The organism is Ruegeria sp. HKCCD6119 (genome assembly GCF_013110585.1).
GTDB lineage: Bacteria > Pseudomonadota > Alphaproteobacteria > Rhodobacterales > Rhodobacteraceae > Ruegeria.
In genome coordinates, this window is the sequence record NZ_WVQV01000003.1 from 97,691 (window position 1) to 118,479 (window position 20,789).

Sequence of the window (20,789 nt, forward strand, 5' to 3'; positions counted from 1 at the left end):
TTGAACATGCGGTTTCAGGAATAGGCAACACCAGTAAAAACCGGGTTAACAGCCAAGCGGGATTGCGGCCTTCGGTCTTCACCGGATGTTAAAACCGTCGCCACTAGGATCGCCCTGTGTGAATGAACGCATCAGGTCAGAGGGTAAATGGTGCCAAGGGCGAGTCTTGAGGAAACCAGATCAGATCTGGATTTCGGCGCGATCCGTAAGGTGCTGGTTGTTGATGACAGCCGTTTGCAGCGGCGCATCCTGGTCGCATCGCTCAGAAAGTGGGGCTTTGAGGTGGTCGAGGCCGATACGGGCGATGCGGCCCTGGCGCATTGTCTGGACGATCCGCCTGATCTTGTTCTCAGCGATTGGGTCATGCCGGGGATGAGCGGGCTTGAGTTCTGCAATGCGTTTCGCGCCCTGGATACCGATCAATATTGTTATTTCATCCTTCTGACTTCCAAAAGTGAAAAGCAGGAGGTTGCGCGCGGACTGGATGCCGGGGCAGACGATTTTCTGATCAAACCCCTGGAGGCGGATGAGTTGCGGGCGCGCATATCCGCAGGCGCGCGCATTCTGGACATGCAGCGCGAGCTTTCACAGAAAAACCGCCTGATCGAATCCGCGCTGGAAGAACTCAGGCTGGCGCATGACGCGATCGACAAGGACCTCATGCAGGCCCGAAAAATCCAGGAATCGCTGGTTCCGGAATTTACGCGGAGCTTTGGAAAATCCCGGGTCAGCCTGTTGTTGAAACCCTGCGGCCATATCGGAGGAGACCTTGTTGGCATGTTCTCGCCCGGGGTCAATCGGCTGGGGTTCTACAGCATAGATGTATCCGGGCATGGCATCACCTCGGCCATGATGACGGCGCGTCTGGGCGGTTATCTTTCCAGCAAGCATTTCGATCAAAATGTCGCAATGGAAAAGAGGTTCAACAAATTCTATGCACTGCTGCCTCCGGAAGACGTCGCAAGCATGCTCAATTCCCGATTGATGGCGGATGAGGGGATCGAGGAATATTTTACTATGGTCTACGCCATTGTGGATCTTCGAAACGGGCATCTCAAGATGGTGCAGGCCGGGCATCCGCATCCGCTTCTGCTGCGGCAGGATGGCAGCACTGAATTTCTGGGTGATGGCGGGTTGCCGATCGGGCTGATCGAAGATGCGAGTTTTCAGCAAATCGAGATTCACATGAAACCCGGCGACAAACTGTTGGTGTATTCAGACGGGTTTACCGAATGTCAGCTTGCCGAAGGCGGTTTGCTAGAGGAAGACGGTTTGCGACAGATGGCCCAGCAGTGCATTTCTGAAAAGGGCGGGTCGGAGTTTCTGGACGACATGTTCTGGCGATTGACCCAGGAGATTTCGCCCAAAGATGGCATTGGGGATGACGTATCCGCCGTTTTCTTTGAATATAACGGGCCTTAAAGCGAACTGAGATGCATTTCCGCAAAGTGCCGGTCACCGTCATTGCCCAGCAATTCAATGGCATCGGCGGCTTCCATCCACAGTGCTTCGTGGAATGCCTCGCTCGGCGGGCCCTTGCGGCGTACGGGACGGGCGCGGTAGATCAGGCAGACCTTTTCGGCCCACAGATCGTATTCGGGCATATAGGTGAACCGACGAAAAGCGCCGATGCGACGCGGGTTGGCAACGTGCCACCCGGTTTCTTCATAGACTTCGCGATGCAAGGCCGAAATCGGTGATTCGCCCGGATCGATGCCTCCACCCGGCAATTGCAGATCCGGGCCCGGTTCGGTCTGACAGGTCAACAGCAATTGGCCGCCACGTGGCAAAAGGGCATATACGCCAACCCTTCGGGTGTATTTCCGCCCCGTCTCGGGGGTTTCACCGAACCGCCTGATCATGTATGGCCCCTTTCAACCCGATCTGTACGACCTATATGGTGCCGGTATGCCAACCCGTGGCGTGTAAGGAAACCCCATGTCTCTTGGAACAAAAATCGCGTGGGACGATACTGTCCTGCCCTTTCAACTTGATGCATCCGACATGCGCGGCCGCGTGGCCCGTCTGGATGGCGTGCTGGAAGGTATCCTGAAACAGCATGACTATCCCGAGCAGGTCGAGGCGCTTGTGGCCGAGATGGCCTTGCTGACCGCGTTGATCGGCCAAACGGTTGCGTTGCGCTGGAAACTGTCGTTGCAGGTACAGTCCAAAGGGGCGGTGCGCATGATCGCAACCGACTATTATGCGCCGCAGAAAGAGGGCCAGCCCGCCCAGATTCGGGCTTATGCCAGTTTTGACCGGGACCGGCTTTCCAATTCCGCACCGTTCGATCAGGTGGGCGAAGGGTATTTTGCCATCATGATCGATCAGGGTGAGGGCACGCAGCCGTATCAGGGCATTACCCCGCTGGCCGGTGGATCACTGAGTGCGTGCGCCGAGGCGTATTTTGCACAATCCGAACAGCTGCCGACGCGGTTTTCGCTGAGCTTCGGCAAATCGACCGAGCCGGGCGTGGGCGAGCATTGGCGTGCAGGCGGCATCATGCTGCAACACATGCCCAAAGCGTCGCCCTTTGCCGCGTCGGGCGAAGGAACCGGTGACATTCTGACCGCTGCCGATCTGGTCGACGGCGAAGAAGGTGAAAACTGGGGTCGCGTCAATATCCTGCTGGATACCGTCGAGGAATTGGAGATGATCGGCCCCTCTGTTGCGCCGACCGACCTTCTGGTTCGCCTGTTTCACGAGGAACAGCCGCGTGTCTATGATGCGCAGTCCGTGCAATTTGGCTGCACCTGTTCCGAGGATCGTGTGCGACAGAGCCTGTCGATCTATTCGGCCAAGGATATCGAAAAGATGACCACGCCCGAGGGCGAAGTCACCGCGGATTGTCAGTTCTGCGGGGCTCATTACGTGTTGGACCCGGCAACTGTCGGGTTCGATGCCGAAGACCCCAAAGGTGCATGACCCGGTTGAAAAGATCCGGGCGGCCCTGCGCCGCCCCGGTCACGGGTCCAGCGACTTTGACCTGAACCCGGATACCGTTCTGCCGCCCGGACGACGGTTGCGACCCGCCGGTGTTCTGGTGGCCATTTCGCTGGCTGATGACACACCGCAGGTCATCCTGACCAAACGCTCATCCGCGTTGAAGCATCACCCGGGCCAGATCGCCTTTCCCGGTGGCAAACAGGACGAAACCGATGCTGATGTTACGGCTGCGGCGCTGCGGGAAGCTGAGGAAGAGATCGGCCTGCCCCCGGAAATGCCCGAGATCCTGGGATTTCTGTCGACGCATGAGACCGTGACCTCGTTCACTGTGACACCGGTTGTCGCAGTTTTGCGGGACAGGTTCCAACCCGTGCCTGAACCCGGAGAAGTGGACGAAGTTTTCTCGACCCCCCTTGCCCATCTTTTGAATCCTGAGAATTATCTGGTCGAGTCGCGCCGATGGCGCGGCCAAAGACGCAGATACTACGCAGTTCCGTACGGCCCCTATTACATCTGGGGCGCGACCGCCCGCATATTGCGCGGGCTTGCTGCACGGGTGAATGAATGATGCTGATTGACGAAGCCTGGATCAGTGAACCAGCGACCCAAAAGGTCTGTTCGGCGCTGACCTCATCCGGGGCTCAGGCGCTTTTCGTGGGTGGATGCGTGCGCAACGCGCTGCTTGGCGCACCAGTGTCGGATATCGACATTGCCACCGATGCAAAGCCCGGGCAGATCGTCGAACTGGCGCAGGCTGCCGGGCTCAGGGCCATTCCGACCGGCATCGAGCATGGTACGATCACAGTGGTCAGCGCGGGTATCCCGCACGAGGTCACCACCTTCCGCCGTGACGTGGAAACCGATGGCCGCCGCGCGGTCGTGGCTTTTTCCGATCATGTCGAAGAAGACGCGGCGCGACGGGATTTCACTATGAACGCGCTCTACGCCCAACCTGATGGCACCGTGCTGGACCCTCTAGGTGGTCTTCCCGACCTCGAGGCCCGGTTGGTGCGGTTCATTGGAACCGCCGAGAACCGCATTCGCGAAGACTATCTCCGCTCGCTTCGCTACTTCCGTTTTCACGCCTGGTACGGGGATCCGGATGGCGGTTTCGACCCCGGTGCCCTGGCCGCCATCGGCGCCAATCTTGACGGGCTGGAGTCATTGTCGCGCGAGCGGATCGGGGCAGAGCTGCTGAAATTGCTGGCGTCGCCTGATCCGGCCCCCGCCGTTGCAACCATGCGCAGTACCGGTGTTTTAGCCCGTGTGCTGCCGGGGGCGGACGATCGGTCTTTGGCCCCTTTGATCGCGCTGGAACAGGCGGCTGGTGCCGATCCCGATCCGGTGCGTCGTCTGGCAGCCATTGCCTCGCCCGATGATGCCGCGACATTGCGGTTGAGCCGTTCGCAGTTGCAACGCCTGATCAGGATGCGTGAAGAGGCACAGTCCACAACCAGTATTGCTGAACTGGGATACCGCTATGGCGATGAAGGGGGATTGCACGAGACGCTTTTGCGCTGCGCCTTTCTGGAACAACCCTGGTCCGAAGATTTGCGTCGCGATCTGCATGCAGGCGCAGCAGCGCGTTTTCCTGTTCAGGCCAGGGATCTGATCCCCAACTTCACCGGCCCGGCGCTGGGCAAGAAGCTGGCCGAGCTGGAAAAACGCTGGATCGCATCCGGTTTTGCGCTGTCACGCGAAGAGTTGCTGGCACATTAGCGCGAAGTCTCAAAAGGGGATGACATCTCGGATCCTTTGTGCTTAGGTGCGCCTGTCACATGGATGGAGGAATGCGAATGTATTACGGGATCTGGTTCGGCTAAAGCCGGGACACCTGCCCCGTAAAGGGTGGTGTTCAGGCGCCATCTTTCTTCGCACGTCTATTTTCCTGCTCAATCGGAGCACTATCCATGTTTCGCTATTTCGAAAACCTCGTTGACCCTTTTGTTGCCTACCGTGAGGCTGACACTCCGCCGACGCGGTTGTGGCCCTTCATGCTGGATTATTCGCGGCCCTTTATTCGGGTATTTTTCTGGGCGGCGCTGGTTTCCATAATCGTCGCGGGTGTTGAAATCGGGCTGATCTACTACATGGGTCGCGTCGTGGATCTGTTGGGCGGCACGCCGGCAGAGGTCTGGCAAAATCACGGAACGGAATTGCTGCTGATGGCAGCCTTTGTGTTGCTGTTGCGTCCGCTTCTGCATTTGGTCGACGTACTTCTGCTGAACAATACGATTTTGCCGAACTTCGGTACGCTGATCCGTTGGCGTGCGCACAAACACGTGTTGCGTCAGTCGGTTGGCTGGTTCGAAAACGACTTTGCCGGGCGGATTGCAAACCGGATCATGCAGACACCTCCGGCGGCGGGTGAAGTGGTCTTTCAGGTTTTTGACGCGATTTCCTTTTCGCTGGCCTATTTGATCGGTGCGGCGATCCTGCTGTATGCGGCGGATCCGCGTTTGTTGATCCCGCTGCTGATCTGGCTCGGATTCTACGCCATGCTGGTGCGCTGGACCGTTCAGCGTGTTGGTCCGGCGTCAAAAGCGGCCTCGGATGCGCGTTCGACGGTCACGGGGCGGGTGGTGGACAGCTATACCAACATCCATTCGGTCAAAATGTTTGCCCATGGCCCGCAAGAGCTGGACTATGCCCGCGAGGCGATCGAGGAAACCCGTCGGACATTTCAGATTGAAATGCGGATTTTCACTATTATGGATGCCGTTCTGGTCACTTTGAACGGTATGCTGATCGTGGGTGTTGTGGGCTGGGCGATTGCCTTGTGGATGCAAGGCAGCGCTTCGGTCGGTGTTGTTGCGGCGGCTACGGCCTTGACCCTGCGCCTGAATGCCATGACCGGATGGATCATGTGGGCCCTGACCAGCTTTTTCCGCCAACTTGGTATCGTGTCCGAGGGGATGGAGACCATTGCCCAGCCCATCGATTTGCTTGATGCACCGACTGCGAAGCCACTGCAACTCAGCAAGGGTGAGATCCAGATCCGCGACCTCTCGCATCACTATGGTCGCGAGGCCGGCGGTTTGGACCATATCGACCTGACTGTCCGGCCCGGCGAAAAGATTGGTTTGATCGGGCGGTCTGGCGCGGGAAAATCGACCCTAGTAAAGCTGCTTTTGCGATTCTACGACGTTGAGCGTGGCGCAATTCTGATTGACGATCAAAACATTGCGGATGTCACGCAGGACAGTCTGCGGAGCCATATCGGCATGGTTCAGCAAGATAGCGCGTTGCTGCACCGGTCGGTGCGCGACAACATCCTCTATGGCCGTCCGGATGCGTCCGAGGCACAGATGATCGCCGCCGCCAAACAGGCCGAAGCACATGAGTTCATCCTCGATTTGCAGGATCCGCAGGGTCGCACCGGGTACGACGCGCATGTCGGTGAACGGGGGGTGAAGCTGTCAGGTGGCCAGCGGCAGCGTGTGACGCTGGCGCGGGTGATCCTGAAGGATGCACCGATCTTGTTGTTGGATGAGGCGACATCCGCCCTAGATTCCGAGGTCGAAGCGTCAATTCAGGAAACTCTCTACGGCATGATGCAAGGAAAAACCGTGATCGCCATTGCCCACAGGCTTAGTACCATCGCGCAGATGGATCGCATTCTGGTGATGGATGCAGGCCGTATCGTCGAGGAAGGCACGCATTCTGATCTTCTGGCGCAAGGTGGCCTTTACGCCCAATTCTGGGCGCGGCAATCTGGTGGCTTCATGAACCCGGAGGCCGCTGAATGAGGATTGCCGACCTCATCTATCCGTTCAGGAACACCGAAACGCCCCCACCGCAGACGTTGGGGGCGTTCATCCGCTGGAGCCTTTCCGGGGCGTGGCCGATGCTGTTTGTTGCGGCGTTCTTCTCGGCCATTGCAGGCGCGATGGAGGCGGTCACGGCATGGATACTGGGCCGCGTGATTGATGTGGCGACCGCCAGCGGACCCGAGAATTTTCTGACCGCTGCTAATATGTGGATGATCCTCGGTGCGGTCGCCTTCTTCATGTTGCTTCGCCCGATCCTGTTTGGCCTGTCATCCTTGTCGAACAATTATATTGTCATGCCAAACATCACACCTTTGGTTCTGGCCAAGTTGAACCGTTGGACCTTGGGTCAGTCGGTGACCTATTTCGACGATGATTTTGCCGGTCGGATCGCGCAAAAGCAGATGCAGACATCGAACGCCATGGCTTCGGTCGTGTCGGAAACGATCAGCGCGATTGTGTTTGCCCTGGCGTCTCTGGTGGGGTCTTTGCTTTTGTTAGGGTCTATTCATCCTTTGGTGATGCTGCCCTTCGCGGCATGGCTGGCTGTGTATTTCATGCTGGTGCGCTGGTATCTGCCGCGCATCCGCAAACGTTCCGCCGCGCGGGCCGGGGCGCGGGCGATGGTGTCCGGGCAGGTGGTCGATACGATCACCAACATCAAAACCGTGAAGCTGTTCGCCCACTCGGAATTCGAAGATCAGGCGGCGCGTGAATCGATGGTGGATCTGCGTGAAAAATCGCTGGATTTCGGCAAGTTGTCGGCGAGTTTCCGGTTCATCCTCATGACACTGGCCGGTGTCCTGCCTGTCTTGCTGCTGGGCGCGACCTTGTGGCTGTGGCAGGGCGGTATGGCGACCGCCGGGGATATCGTGGCTGCCGGGGCGGTTTCGATCCGTATTGCTCAGATGACCGGTTGGGTCAGTTTCACCTTGATGGGGCTGTATGCCAATGTCGGTGAAATCGAAAACGGGATGAAAACGCTGGCCAAGCGTGACCGGGTCGAAGATATGTGCGGGGCGAAGGACCTAGACGTGACCGAAGGGTCGATTTCCTTCGAAGGCGTCAGCTTTGCTTACGGGCGCGATATCGGTGGCGTCACGGATTTGAGCCTGACCGTCAACCCGAGCGAAAAGCTGGGCATTGTCGGTGCATCGGGGGCGGGGAAATCCACGCTCGTCTCACTGTTGCTCAGGCTCTATGACAGGGAAAGTGGCGCCATTCGTATCGACGGCCAGGACGTGTCACAGGTGACGCAGGACAGCCTGCGCCGACAGATAGGTATGGTCACGCAGGAAACGGCGATGTTCAACCGGTCTGCTCGTGAGAACATTCTGTATGGTCGGCCGGACGCCTCAGAGGCCGAGATGATTGAGGCCGCAAAAAAGGCCGAAGCGCATGATTTCATCCTGAGTCTTGAAGATGCTCATGGTCGAAAAGGCTATGATGCTCATCTGGGTGAACGGGGCGTGAAACTCAGCGGCGGGCAGCGACAACGGATCGCTCTGGCGCGCGCCATTCTGAAAGATGCTCCAATTCTGGTTCTCGACGAGGCGACATCGGCGCTGGATTCCGAGGTTGAAGCTTCGATTCAGACCGCGCTGCATCGGGTGATGCAGGGTAAAACGGTGCTGGCCATTGCGCACCGGCTGTCGACACTCAGCGAAATGGACCGGATTGTTGTTTTGGACGAGGGCAGGATCGCCGAAACCGGAACGCATGAGGCGCTGCTGGACCTGGGTGGGCTGTATGCGCGGTTCTGGCACCGCCAGTCGGGCGGGTTCATTCAGGCAGAAGCTGCGGAATAAGGGTTTTTTTGCTGCGAAAGCCCGGCTATCAGGCCTCTTATGACGCAGCAATTCATAATCACACGGCTTGGACATCAGGGCGACGGTATTGCCGATGGCCCTGTTTACGCCCCTCGTACCCTTCCCGGCGAGATCGTCAGCGGCACCCTTGTTGGCCAGCAATTGACCGATATCCGGGTCGAGACACCGTCCGAACACCGTGTCAAAGCCCCTTGCCGCCACTACAAAGCGTGTGGTGGCTGCCAGTTGCAGCACGCATCCGATGCATTTGTGGCCGACTGGAAACTGCAAGTCGTCCGCAAGGCGCTGACGGCGCAGGATCTCGAAGCACCCCTGCGCCCGATACACACATCGCCCGAACGGTCACGTCGGCGGGCTACGATTGCCGTAAGGCGCACGAAAAAGGGCACATTGGCGGGGTTTAACGGTCGTGCATCCGGCACGATCACCGAGATACCCGATTGCCGCTTGCTTGACCCGGCCTTGATCGTGGCCATTCCCGTGGCCGAGGCGCTGGCCACCCTGGGCGCAAGCCGCAAGGGCGTTCTGGCTGTCACGCTCACACTGTCCGAAGCTGGTCTGGATGTGGCCGTAACAGGTGGCAAGCCGCTGGACGGCCCCTTGGAACTGGCGTTGGCGCAGGCGACCGAGAAACATGGGCTGGCCCGGCTCAGTTGGGATGATGAGGTTATTGCCATGCGGCATGCGCCGGTTCAGCGCTTTGGAGCAGCCGGAGTCACGCCACCCCCCGGAGCTTTCTTGCAAGCAACAAAGGACGGAGAAAAGGCTCTGTCAAAGGCAGTTTCCGAGGCTACACGGGGTGCGAAACGTATCGCTGACCTGTTTGCAGGCAGCGGAACGTTCTCTTTGCCGTTGGCGGAAAGCGCCGAAGTTCACGCGGTTGAAGGCGAGGCCGCCATGATCGAGGCGTTGGATCAGGGCTGGCGCAGGGCACAGGGGCTGAAACGCGTCACGACCGAGGCCCGCGACCTGTTTCGCCGCCCGCTGATGCCGGACGAGCTGAAATCTTTCGACGCCATTGTTCTGGACCCGCCTCGCGCCGGTGCCGAAGCGCAGGTAAACGAGATAGCACAGGCGCAACGCCCGGTGATCGCTTATGTCTCGTGCAATCCCGTCACCTTTGCGCGCGATGCAAAAACGCTGGTTAACGCGGGTTACACCCTTGAATGGGTACAGGTCGTTGACCAATTTCGGTGGTCGTCACATACGGAACTCGCTGCGCGGTTTGTTCTGAACGCCGCATCTTGATCTTACTGGGGAAGCTGACACATGGGGTCCAAACAGCGTTTGCTGAATATTATCGAAGCGCCCGTTTTCGGGCGGTTCATAACGGCCGTGATCATTTTCAATGCCATTCTTTTGGGGATGGAGACATCGCCGACCCTGATGGAACTGGCAGGTCCTTTGATCGTGGCGCTGGACAGGCTTTGCCTGGCGATCTTTGTGGCTGAAATTTCCATGAAGCTGATTGCCACCGGGCGCAGGTTCTTCACAAATGGCTGGAACATATTCGATTTCCTGATCGTTGGAATTGCCCTGGTTCCCAGCGCCGGGGGGCTGTCGGTGCTGCGCGCCCTGCGAATTCTGCGGGTGTTGCGCGTGATTTCCGTGGCGCCTCGTCTGCGTCGCGTGGTCGAAGGGTTCATCTCGGCCCTTCCGGGCATGGCCAGCGTGTTTCTGCTGATGGCAATTCTGTTTTATATCGGTTCGGTAATCTCGACCAAGCTGTTTTCGGAATCGTTCCCGGATTGGTTCGGCGATCTGGGCCTGTCTGCTTATACGCTGTTCCAGATCATGACGTTGGAAAGCTGGTCGATGGGCATCGTGCGCCCGGTGATGGAGGTCTATCCCTATGCCTGGGTCTTCTTTGTTCCCTTCATCATGGTCACGACCTTTGCGGTGGTGAACCTGTTGGTGGGTCTGATCGTCAATTCGATGCAGGATGCCCATCATGCCGAGGATGAGGTTAAAACCGATGCCTATCGCGACGAGGTTCTGGAACGGCTGGAAAGCATTGAACGTAGACTGGCCGAGCAGTCGAACATCAAAATGTGATTTCAGTTTTTCCAATTTTTGGCATAATGATCGAAAAAAAGCAGAGCAGGCAGTGAAACATGGATCGTCGAGTATTCGGTTTAGGCGCGTTGGCAACGCTGAGCCTTTCGGCTTGTGCCTCTAGCGGCCCAAGATTTCTGACTTACAACGGACCCGAGGTGACCTCTTTGGTGGTCAACAAGGGCACGCGCAAACTTTACTTGTTGCACAACGAAAAGATCCTTAAGGAATATGACGTCGATTTGGGGTTTGCCCCGAATGGAACGAAGAACCAGCGCGGTGACGGTAGAACGCCCGAGGGCACCTATCTGATCGACCGTCGCAACCCCAGAAGCCGGTACCACCTATCGCTGGGCATTTCTTATCCAAACTCGCAGGATGTCGCCAAAGCCAAGGCTGCGGGCGTTGATCCGGGTGGGGATATCTTCATCCACGGTGAACCCAATCTGCGTTCTGAGCGGAGACGCGCAAAAAAGAAGCGGGATTGGACAGCTGGATGCATCGCGGTCAAGAATGACGAAATCGAAGAGATTTACGCGATGGTTAACAAAGGTACGCTGATAACCCTGCGCCCTTAGGCCGTTTTTGGCGCCCAGTCACTGAACCCGAATGCCTCATAGTCGCGCTGATAGGCGTCAACCGCCAGCGCTTCGAGGTTTTCGTCGTAGATCTGGTTCAAAGCGTACGGTTCATCCGGTGCGCAGGAGCCAGGCTGAGGCGGGTATGAATGCCCCATGCTGCGCGCCAGATTCGGCAGATCGGTCATCAGATCCTCCTCTCTCAGAATCAGATCCGGCAGGGTGAAGGATGCGATTCCTTCCAACGTCCTGGACTGGCTGCACCACGTGCCGTCCACACGGACCGGTGTCTGCCCGTTGAGGTTGAGGCGCAGAAAGTCCAGAAAGCCCGAAAACGCTTCGCGGTGCTGTTCGACAGAATAATTGTTGTCCCTCACTTGCCCCGGGATCGGCAGCTTGAGCCGGTTGCGAAGATAATTCCGCACCATCTTATAGCTGCCCGGCCCCGTGTTCAGAATATGACTGCAAAACGCCGTATGTGCCCGGGCCAGAGGGTGACGCAGGACGGTAAATTGCCGATGACCGGGATGGCCCTGCTTCCATGACCGGACCTGTTTGCGATTTCGATCCGTGATCAGCTTGTCGGTCTGACATCCGTCCAGATCAGCCAGCCATTGCACGATAAGAGGCTCTATCCCGCCCCGAATGGGCAAATACATCAAAGGAGACCTTGCAGCGGCAACATAAAGCGGTACAGCCGCGCCGCGCTGCGGCTCAAAGCTTGTTGACCGATGCAATCCGAACCGATCCTGATCGCACAGGGCTTGTTTCATTTCATCAGGATTGGTGACCTTCGACAAAGCCGGCGCCGGGTTTTGCGGTTTCAGGGTATCATCCAGTCGGGTCAGCCGCCCCTCAACCCCCAGCCATGCAGCCAGCCCGTTTATGACCTCCAGCTCGGTCAGGTCGTCATAGTGAATGAAGAACCCGGTTTGGCCTGTCTTTTGCAGGTGCCGTTGCACCATAAGCTGATGGTCTTGCAGCTGGTTCAGGTAATCTGAAAATTCGTCGGCGTCGAAGTCAACCTGCGCGTCGACGCGGCGTTTCACATTCTTCAGCAGCCACTGCTGCGTTTTCTGTGCTATTTTCAGCGACAGGTAGCTGTCCAATGGGTTGCGGGTCAGAATGATCTTGGCACAGCGCGGATCGTTCAGCATGGGTTTCAGGATACGTGGGTCATGGTCTTCGAAATATCGAAAGCCATTGATGTCACCCGGTGCTGATTTGATCGCCTTGAGCATTCGTACGGGGTCCGCATCCCGGTCTTCCAGCGAAAGGCCAAGCAGACGATCGGATTTCAGGCTGCCCGCAAAATGCGGATTGAACGCCTCTCCGTGACAGGTGACCCCTTCCAGCGCGTTCAGGTTGGCCTCAAGCAGGTTCGAACCTGTGCGCATGGCGGCCAGAATCACGAAGTATTCAAAATGGGCTGACATGGGCAATCACTGCACCAGATACGGTTTTCGGTATGGCTTTTCCTGGCGACCGAACACATCGTCCGCCGGGAAATCACCCATCAGATATGGGTGCATTCCCTGATTCTTGAGGTTTTGCAGGAACTTCCCGAATCCGGACAGTTCGACCATGGTTGGCACTTCGGTCAGATGGCTGGTCTGCTGCATGCCGATTTCTTCTAGAATGCCCTGCAAGGCATCCATCGGAGATTCAATGAAGTCGGCCAGCGTCCAACTGCGCATCCGCGCCTTGGTCCAGACCGATGTCAGCACCTCCAGCTGCTTGGTTTCAATTTGTTGCAGGCGCGCCGCCTCACTTCGGATTTCCGAGAAATTCATATTGGACCGGAACAATGGGATCGCCCAAGCGCCGGTGATGACCGAAATCTGAGCGTTCTTGTCCCGTGCCAGAAACCAGTTGATTTCCTGTGTGTCCCGCGGGCTGAACTGGAAACACTGGCGTTCACCGCGCGTATTCCAGATCAGGTTCGACAAAAAGGCGGTCGGGTTATAGTCCCGCAGCGCCGCACTGTCGCTGAGGGCGCCATTTGTTATGGCTTCTCCTTGCGAAAATTCGGCGCGTTCCGGCCCGAATAGATGCCCGTGGACTCTGGCCCCGGTGGTTGCGGCCAACCAAGGTTCGAAATCCTCAAACAGTTCCGAAAAGCCTTGGAATACGGAATATTGTGACGATGTCAGACCGTTTTCACTGCCATGGCGGGGAAACCGGCTTTGCATATACAGCCCGTCGCGCCCACGGGTTCGCCGTTCCACCGCTTTGGAAAACACGCGATCGATCTTGCCCGGATTGGGCTCTGCCGGTTTCATCGCCCCGGCCTGATCTGTCAGGAATGCCTGGTACAATCGCTCTGCGCGGGGCCAGATTTTACGGGCGACAAAACAATCCGATCGGCGCAGCAATTGCAGATGATCGTCATAGAAGATGTGCGGGCGGCCCTGGTAATCGAATTTGGACAGCGTCAGGGACCTGCTTTCAATATGCGTGGAATACAAGCGCGCCAGCGTCTGGAAATAGCTTTCATCCGGAATCCAGACATGACGGAAATACTTGTCATACAGCTTGCGCCTGGGGTCTTGAAGGATTGCCGACAGCGTTTGGCGAGTCAGGCACCACCACTGGCTTCCCATATGCGGAACCAGTCCGTCGGGGATTTTCCTGCGAAAGCCCGTCAGACGCTGAAGTTTTACATGTGCGTCGAATAGTTTGCGATGCTTGCGCCACGAAAACGGAAACCGCAGGGTGAACCGTTCATGATCCAGCCCGCCGATGGTCCAGCTGACATCGGATGTCGTCGCGCTTTCGATGAAATCGACACGCGGCCGGTCTGACAGGTAATCGATCAGTTCCTGAACCGGTCGCAAGGGCAGGCAGGCCCCCGAGGCAAGAAATACATGCCGAACTTCGGGGAAACGCTCCAGCATCAACTCGGACGCGCTTTGCGAGGCGGCAACGATACCCCAGCCACCCCAATCGCAGCGATGTCGGTCAGAAAACACGATCGATGGATTGTTCGAACAGGACGCAACAAACCGGGAAAAAACAGTGTCTGGCACCTTGCGATCCAAATGGATGACCACCGGGCACCCTGCTGCTGTCCAGTGGCGTGCGACCTGCTCGGCGCGGTCCAGCGAAGTATGAACCAACATGACAATACCCAGACCGCTCATGCCCAGTTTCCTTTCGACATGAGGCCCAGGATCTCAAGCTGTCGCCAGTTGATGTAGGCCTCGGACCATTCGCACCAGAAAACAGGCTTGTCCTCAAGCCGGGTTGCATATGCCTTGTATTCGCCCGAGCCCCGGTAATGCTGGCCACGCTGCAATTCTTCGCGGGCTTTTTCCCCAAGAGTATTGATCAACTTGGCATGAAGCAGTGACCCGCTGGCCTTTTCGCCGCCCCATTCGTCGTAAACCTGGTTGAGCCCGCGCGGCAAAAGCGAATGGGTCGAGCTGACATAAACATAGCGCCGGTTCCATTTTACCAGCGGAATCTTGTTCAGCGCCGGTGCTTTGGAGGGGTTGTCCTGAAAGAACACGCGCGCCCGTGGACCCCCTTGAATCCAAAGGTTCTTGTATTCGGGGTTCTTGGTGATCATGTAATTCCCGGGATCGAACCAGCGCGCGATTTCGAACGGGTTCTGACCTTCGGCATAGGGGTCGGCGTCCACCGGACCTTCGGGGTACATGTCGATCAGCATCGTGCCAAAACTGCGCACGGCACTGCCATCCAGCCAGTCCGTCAAGGCTCGGATTGGACGGGTGTCGCAGAACGGATAGATGAAGAATTCGTCCGGATCGACGCTCAGCACCCAGTGATCGTGCGCGTATTTGCGCAGCAGATAGTTCGACCAGTCCAGACCATAGCTTGCCCGTTTGTAGCTGGTCGTCGTCCGCCAGACCGAAACGTCAGCCTGTTCTTTCAAAAATTCAAAACTGCCATCATCGCTGTTGTTGTCGACAAACAGAAAATGGTTGATGCCCAATTTGCGATAATATTCAAGAAAGAAGGGCAGGCGAATTTTCTCGTTCCGCACAACGCTCATCAGCAGGATATCATCACGCCGTATGGCCTGTGTGTTGTTGCTGACTGGCTTGAGCTCGCGGCGTCGTTTGAGGCAGCGCAGAATACGGCGCTTGCGCCGCAATCTCATTTTGTAGGACTCAAACAGGCTCACGTGACTGCCCAACCTTTTTATAACGCGAGCTTTCCCCGAACCAGCCGTGACAGTTGGCACGACATGGCATTACCGGTTTATGCCATCTTTGCATCTTCTGACGCAACGTCTTTAAAACCCGCAAACTGTAAACGTGCGGTTGATGCCCTTGTTTTCGTTTTCAATCCCAGCCTCCGCCGTTCATCAGACCCAACTGTTCCAGCTGGCTCCACCCGGTGTAGCGCACCGATTGTGGGGTCCACATGTCCGGCTGGTTGATTATCCCATCGTAGTATGGCCCGAATTGGTCCGGATCATGAAAATGTTGCCGTCGCTGCTTTTCGGTATTGGATTTCTCGATAACGTCCGGCAGGAACTTCGTGTGCAGCAACAAGCCCGACGGGGTATCGCCGCCCGGGCCATCATAGGTTTCGTTCAGGCGGCGCGGCAGGGCAGAATGGCATGAGTTCACATAGGCATAGCGCCGGGACCAGCGCATCAGCGGGATCTTGTTCAGCGTGGGTGATCTTTGCCGGGTTTGCGAAAAGAAAATACGTTCCCGCGCGCCACCCTGCACCCACAGATTGCCCATCGGACTTTGCCGCTGCGCGCGATACGGTCCTGCATCGAACCAGCACAGCAGATTTGTGGGGTCGGTGTCCGGGTCATAAGCCGCATCACCCAAGGGGCCCTTGGGATAGAGGTCCAGCATCAGCGTCCCGAACCCGATCTTCCCGTGCAGGTCCAGCCAGGTTGTCAGGTCATGCAGGGACCGGGTGTCGCAGTGGGCATAGACCAGCAGTTCATCCGCATCCACCATCAGGCACCAGTGGCGGTGGCCATAGCGCATCTGCAACCAGGTCAGCCAGTCCAGGCCAAACCGCGATCCACGATAGCTGGAATAGGTTCTCCACACCGAGACATCCGGTTGATCTTGCAGATACTCGGATGATCCATCGTCGCTGCCGTTGTCGACGATCAGAAAATGATCGACGCCCAAGGCGCGATAGTGACGAAAGAACCAGGGCAGGCGGATGATTTCATTGCGCAAGGTGACAAAGGCCAATATGTCACCCCGCTGGATTCGGGATGTCTGATCCTTCTGGCGGGTCAACTGATGTCGGCTGCGCAGCGACCTCCAGAGCAGCCGCCGGCGTTTCCAGCGCAACCTGTACTTCCGTGCCCATCCGATCCGGGGAAGTGTCAAAGCAAAGCTGGATGTCACCGGGTCCTCATTTTTCGTAGTGGCCGATCTGGTGCCAGCGCCAGGCGTCTGCGATCATCGTCTCTAACGTAGATCTTTTTGGCTTCCATCCCAGTTCATTTTCAGCCCGCACAGAACCAGATACCAGCTTGGTGCAATCTCCTGCCCGACGAGGGCCCACTGTATACGGCACGGGACGGTTGGTGACGGACCTGGATTGCTCGATCACCTCAAGAACGGAAAACCCGGACCCGGTGCCCAGATTGAAGACACGGCTGCCTTTGCCCTGTTCCAGCCAGCCCAGCCCCAGAATATGCGCATCTACCAGATCGCAAACATGTACATAATCGCGGATACAGGTGCCGTCGGGCGTATCATAATCTGTGCCAAAGACGGTCAGACCGTCCCGCTTGCCGTCAATCGCGTCCAACATCAGCGGGATCAGATGGGTTTCGGGGCGGTGAAACTCGCCCACGTCTCCTTCGGGGTCTGCACCTGCAACGTTGAAATACCGGAAGATGACATGGCGCAGCCCATGAGCCGCCTCGAAATCCTTGAGGATATCTTCGATCGCGCGTTTTGATGCCCCGTAGGCGTTCAGAGGATACTGCGCCGTGGATTCATCAAGAACCACATTGTCGTGCTCGCCATACGTTGCACATGTGGACGAAAATACGAAATCCAGACAGCCGGCCTCGACGGCTGCTTCAATCAGAGTCAGCGAGCCCGTGACATTGTTCGACCAATACACGCCGGGCTGGCGCATGGCATCGCCAACCTGGCTGAGCGCCGCGAAATGCATCACCGCATCTGGCTTGTGTTTCGCGAACACCTCATCCAGGCGGTCCCGGTCCAAAAGGTCGCCCTGTTCAAAAGGGCCAAATTGCACCGCATCCTGCCAACCCGTGATCAGGTTGTCGTAGGTCACAGGAAGGTAACCTGCCTGCGCAAGCGCCTTGCAGGCATGTGAGCCGATATACCCGGCACCACCGGTGACAAGAATTGTCTTCATGGCATATCCATTGGGGCTGGTTGAGGCACAGTTTCTACAGGGGCGCCGTCAGAGTCATGGGGAAAAGACGTCACTCCAGCCCCATGGCTGCCATCATCTCTTCGATCTTGGGCACGTCCTGCGGGTTGTTCAGCTCCCAGAACTGACGGCCCCTTGCCTCGACCTCGACGCACAGAACCTTGCGCCCGTTTTCCATGAACCTGAGCTGTTCCAGGCCTTCCAGCTGTTCCAGAGGCCCGGCTGGCCAGCCCGGATACGCCGCAAGAGCGTCGGGCCGATAGGCGTAAACGCCGACATGGTGAAACACGGGTGTCGCTTCATCGCCGGCGTATGTCTGCGACGTGAAGGGAACAACCTCTTTCGAGAAGTACATCGCACTGTGATCGCGTCCGAACACTGCCGTCGTGCCACCTACACGGCCATGCTTGCGGTCGTTCAGCAGACTGTTCAACGCACTGCCGTCACAGCGCAGGACAGGGGTCGCAACACCGGCATTCGGGGCGGCGCGCAGGCCGGAAACCAGATCTTCGACAAACCAATGCGGGGTCAGCGGAGCGTCGCCTTGCAGGTTGACGATGATTTCATACCCGCCACCCAGAACCTCATGCGCCTCGGCGCATCGTTCGGTGCCGTTCTGACAGTTTTCCGAGGTCATCACGACCTCGGCCCCAAAGCCCTCGGACACGTCGCGAATGCGCTCATCATCCGTCGCAACAACAACGCGATCGACACCCGAGACTGACATGGCTGCACGCCAGGACCGTTCGATCAGTGTCATGGATGCGCCTTTTGCGCCGGTCAGGGGAACCAGTGGCTTGCCGGGATAGCGGGTCGAGGCGTAACGGGCGGGAATGGCAATCAGAACGGACATCAGGCTTCCTTCAGTTCAACACCCGGAGCGTAAGCAATAAAGAACGGATTTGCATAGCCATCCTTGCCATAAACCAACGGAGTATGGTCGTCAAAACGCACAACCTGGCCACCGGCTCCGGCCAGTACCGCGTGGCCTGCCGCCGTATCCCATTCCATCGTGCGCCCGACGCGCGGATAGATATCCGCTTCGCCCGTGGCAACCAGACAGAACTTGAGCGACGAACCCGCGCTTTTGCTGTCCTTCACATGATATTTGTTGATGTAGTCCTCGGTGGCCTGATCCCTGTGGGACTTCGACGCCACGACCAAAAGCCCGGAATTATCCGGTTCAGAGACTGATATGGGCGTCAAAGGACCGGTCTCGCTTTTGTCGAAAGCGCCCGTTTCCTCGACCGCGCGGCCATCAGCCAGCGTGAAGAACATACGACCCCGCGCCGGGGCATAGACCACTCCCCGGGTTGGCACTCCGTTTTCGACAAGCGCGATGTTGACGGTAAAGTCGCCGCGACGGTTGATGAATTCCTTGGTGCCGTCCAGCGGATCAACAATGAGGAAAGTATCGCCTTTTTCCGAATGCGAAGCGGCCTGTTCTTCGGTGATCAGAAGAATATCCGGGAATGCCGCACGCAAGCCTGCCGAAATCAATGCGTCAGCGGCTTCGTCTGCCTCGGTCACAGGGCTGGAGTCGGATTTGACTTTGACATCGAAATCATCCGCCTCGTAGATTTCCATGATCTTGTCGCCTGCCTCCAGAGCCAGTCGCCGGATGACGGGAATAAGCGCATCGTAGGTCACAAAAAAGCTCCGTTCCTGTGGTTTGTTGATCCAAAATCGCGATCGACTTATGATGCGGCGGTTACGGAACGGCAAGATATTCATGCCAGTTTAGAGGCGACGAAGCAGAAAAGACCCTTTGAATGTTCTATTTCAAGCGCAACCAAACGCTGCTGGGCGGCGCTTTCACGACGGCTGAGCTGGTATTCCATGCCACCGTGCGAAAGGTGCGCTCGCAACATCCGAATGCAATAGTCGCCATCCTGATCAATGTTTTGCAGCTTGTGGTGATGGGAACCACTTTCTACCTGCTCATGTCACTGATGGGCCGAGGCGGAATTCCAAAGATCAGGGGCGAGTTTCTGCTGTATGTTCTGTCCGGCGTGTTCCCCTTCATGCTGCACATCCAGTCAATAGGCGCGATTTCAGGGGTTGGGTCCGCGAACAATCCGATGATGCTCCATTCGCCGATGAATGTGATGGTGACGATCCTGTCTGCGGCGCTCGGTATTCTTTACAAGCAACTGCTGGCTATGTTCGTGATCCTGTTCATCTACAGCGTCGCGGTCGCCCCGATCGAGGTGCAGGATCCCGGCGGTGCTTTCGCGATGCTGATATTGGCCTGGTTTACCGGATGCGCCGTGGGTTTGGTGTTCATGGCGATGAAACCCTGGTTTCCGACGACTGTGGGAATGCTCACCAATATCTACCGTCGCCTGAACATGGTGTTTTCGGGAAAGATGTTCGTCGCAAACACGCTGGGCGGCGGATTGCTGATGATGTTCGCCTGGAACCCGCTGTTTCATATTATCGACCAGTGCCGGGGCTTCATCTTCCGAAACTACTTTCCGCGAAACACAAGTTGGGAATACGCGCTATGGGTCGGGATAGCTTTGTTGATGATCGGTTTGATGGCTGAGTTTTTCACGCGCCAGCATGTTTCACAAAGCTGGAACGCGCGCCGCTAACATGCGACCCGCAGCGTCAAGTTGATCCGTCCGCCTTTTGGCAACAGCCGGGATGATCCGTATCTGATCCGGTCGACTCCGTGATAGGCCAATCGTGCCGGGCCGCCCATCACTACCACGTCGCCCGAGCCGAGCCAGATCGACTCGGTCTTGCCGCCACGGGTCGTGTTCCCAATCCGGAACAGGGCGTCATCGCCCAGGGAAACCGACAGAACGGGCCAGGAAAAATCTGCCTCGTCCTTGTCCTGATGCAGGCCCATTTTGGCGCCTTCCCCGTAGTAGTTGATCAAACAGCAATCCGGTGCGCGCTCGGTGCTGACCAGATCGTGCCAGATATCAAGAATGTTCGTGGGGATTTCAGGCCAGACCCCGCCTTTCGGGTGCTTGTCCTGATAGCGATAGCCTGCCTTGTCGGTCACCCATCCCAGATCCCCGGCCGAGGTCATTCTTACCGACATCTCTTTGCCCGAAGGCGTGACGGGTCGAAATAAGGGTGCCGCTTTCAGAATCGGTCGAAGAGCCGCGATCAGCCGTGCCTGGGCAGCAGGGTCAATATAGCCTTTCCTGATTTCGAACCCTCGCAAGACAACTCGCGTCATTCCGGAAACCCCAAACCTTTCCAATTTCTTGCCAAAAAAGACCTCAAATTCC

The 20,789-nt window shown here is 57.4% G+C and carries 19 protein-coding genes; 10 read left to right on the top strand and 9 right to left on the bottom strand.

Going from position 1 to position 20,789, the window contains the following annotated elements; genetic code table 11:
* Positions 1–147 precede the first annotated feature (147 nt).
* Entirely contained in the window at positions 148–1,422 is a 1,275-nt protein-coding gene (locus GS611_RS10445) for a PP2C family protein-serine/threonine phosphatase (RefSeq protein WP_171635382.1), read from the top strand.
* On the opposite strand, the gene GS611_RS10450 is transcribed toward GS611_RS10445, so the two are convergent.
* Complete coding sequence (locus tag GS611_RS10450) at positions 1,419–1,862, bottom strand: NUDIX hydrolase (protein ID WP_171635384.1); 444 nt, start codon at positions 1,860–1,862, stop codon at positions 1,419–1,421. The two genes, GS611_RS10445 and GS611_RS10450, sit on opposite strands and share 4 nt — an antisense overlap.
* A 76-nt stretch (positions 1,863–1,938) precedes the next feature.
* Between GS611_RS10450 and GS611_RS10455 the strand changes: the two genes are divergently transcribed.
* From GS611_RS10455 to GS611_RS10490, 8 genes are all read left to right on the top strand, one after another.
* The gene (locus GS611_RS10455) at positions 1,939–2,925 is read left to right on the top strand and encodes an Hsp33 family molecular chaperone HslO (protein WP_171635385.1); all 987 of its coding nucleotides are present in this window, start codon (positions 1,939–1,941) and stop codon (positions 2,923–2,925) included.
* On the top strand, positions 2,900–3,514 hold the full coding sequence (locus GS611_RS10460; RefSeq protein WP_171635386.1) for a CoA pyrophosphatase: 615 nt from the start codon (positions 2,900–2,902) through the stop codon (positions 3,512–3,514). The genes GS611_RS10455 and GS611_RS10460 overlap by 26 nt, the downstream gene beginning before the upstream one ends.
* Positions 3,511–4,665 (top strand): CCA tRNA nucleotidyltransferase, encoded by a 1,155-nt coding sequence (locus GS611_RS10465; protein WP_171635387.1) that lies wholly within the window; start codon positions 3,511–3,513, stop codon positions 4,663–4,665. The genes GS611_RS10460 and GS611_RS10465 overlap by 4 nt, the downstream gene beginning before the upstream one ends.
* A gap of 191 nt (positions 4,666–4,856) precedes the next feature.
* Positions 4,857–6,695, top strand: a complete 1,839-nt coding sequence (locus GS611_RS10470) for an ABC transporter ATP-binding protein (protein ID WP_171635388.1) — start codon at positions 4,857–4,859, stop codon at positions 6,693–6,695.
* Positions 6,692–8,524 (top strand): ABC transporter ATP-binding protein, encoded by a 1,833-nt coding sequence (locus GS611_RS10475; RefSeq protein WP_171635389.1) that lies wholly within the window; start codon positions 6,692–6,694, stop codon positions 8,522–8,524. Before GS611_RS10470 ends, GS611_RS10475 begins: the two co-directional genes overlap by 4 nt.
* Before the next feature lie 39 nt (positions 8,525–8,563).
* Positions 8,564–9,793, top strand: a complete 1,230-nt coding sequence (locus GS611_RS10480; RefSeq protein WP_171635391.1) for a class I SAM-dependent RNA methyltransferase — start codon at positions 8,564–8,566, stop codon at positions 9,791–9,793.
* Positions 9,794–9,814: 21 nt separating this feature from the next.
* A complete protein-coding gene (locus GS611_RS10485; protein ID WP_171635393.1) occupies positions 9,815–10,600 on the top strand; it encodes an ion transporter in 786 nt (261 codons plus the stop codon).
* Positions 10,601–10,659: 59 nt separating this feature from the next.
* Positions 10,660–11,178 carry a murein L,D-transpeptidase family protein gene (locus GS611_RS10490; RefSeq protein ID WP_171230125.1) on the top strand — a complete coding sequence of 173 codons (519 nt, stop codon included), beginning with the start codon at positions 10,660–10,662 and terminating at the stop codon, positions 11,176–11,178.
* Here GS611_RS10490 and GS611_RS10495 read toward each other — a convergent pair.
* From GS611_RS10495 to cysQ, 7 genes are all read right to left on the bottom strand, one after another.
* Entirely contained in the window at positions 11,175–12,614 is a 1,440-nt protein-coding gene (locus GS611_RS10495) for a nodulation protein NodH (protein WP_171635402.1), read from the bottom strand. The genes GS611_RS10490 and GS611_RS10495 overlap by 4 nt on opposite strands.
* A gap of 6 nt (positions 12,615–12,620) precedes the next feature.
* Positions 12,621–14,321, bottom strand: coding sequence for a beta-1,6-N-acetylglucosaminyltransferase (locus tag GS611_RS10500; protein ID WP_171635405.1), 1,701 nt, complete (start codon positions 14,319–14,321; stop codon positions 12,621–12,623).
* Entirely contained in the window at positions 14,318–15,304 is a 987-nt protein-coding gene (locus tag GS611_RS10505) for a glycosyltransferase family 2 protein (protein ID WP_171635782.1), read from the bottom strand. The genes GS611_RS10500 and GS611_RS10505 overlap by 4 nt, the downstream gene beginning before the upstream one ends.
* 184 nt (positions 15,305–15,488) lie before the next feature.
* On the bottom strand, positions 15,489–16,532 hold the full coding sequence (locus GS611_RS10510) for a glycosyltransferase family 2 protein (RefSeq protein ID WP_171635408.1): 1,044 nt from the start codon (positions 16,530–16,532) through the stop codon (positions 15,489–15,491).
* Positions 16,533–16,539: 7 nt separating this feature from the next.
* Entirely contained in the window at positions 16,540–17,523 is a 984-nt protein-coding gene (gene galE / locus GS611_RS10515) for a UDP-glucose 4-epimerase GalE (RefSeq protein ID WP_171635411.1), read from the bottom strand.
* 70 nt (positions 17,524–17,593) lie between these two features.
* The gene (locus GS611_RS10520) at positions 17,594–18,394 is read right to left on the bottom strand and encodes a manno-octulosonate cytidylyltransferase (RefSeq protein WP_171635413.1); all 801 of its coding nucleotides are present in this window, start codon (positions 18,392–18,394) and stop codon (positions 17,594–17,596) included.
* Complete coding sequence (cysQ, locus tag GS611_RS10525) at positions 18,394–19,191, bottom strand: 3'(2'),5'-bisphosphate nucleotidase CysQ (protein WP_171635414.1); 798 nt, start codon at positions 19,189–19,191, stop codon at positions 18,394–18,396. Before cysQ ends, GS611_RS10520 begins: the two co-directional genes overlap by 1 nt.
* Before the next feature lie 122 nt (positions 19,192–19,313).
* Here cysQ and GS611_RS10530 point away from each other — a divergent pair, with 122 nt between their 5' ends.
* Positions 19,314–20,138 (top strand): ABC transporter permease, encoded by an 825-nt coding sequence (locus GS611_RS10530; protein ID WP_171616598.1) that lies wholly within the window; start codon positions 19,314–19,316, stop codon positions 20,136–20,138.
* Here the strand turns inward: GS611_RS10530 and GS611_RS10535 are convergent.
* Positions 20,135–20,737, bottom strand: a complete 603-nt coding sequence (locus tag GS611_RS10535; protein WP_171635415.1) for an alpha-ketoglutarate-dependent dioxygenase AlkB — start codon at positions 20,735–20,737, stop codon at positions 20,135–20,137. The two genes, GS611_RS10530 and GS611_RS10535, sit on opposite strands and share 4 nt — an antisense overlap.
* Between the last annotated feature and the right edge of the window lie 52 nt (positions 20,738–20,789).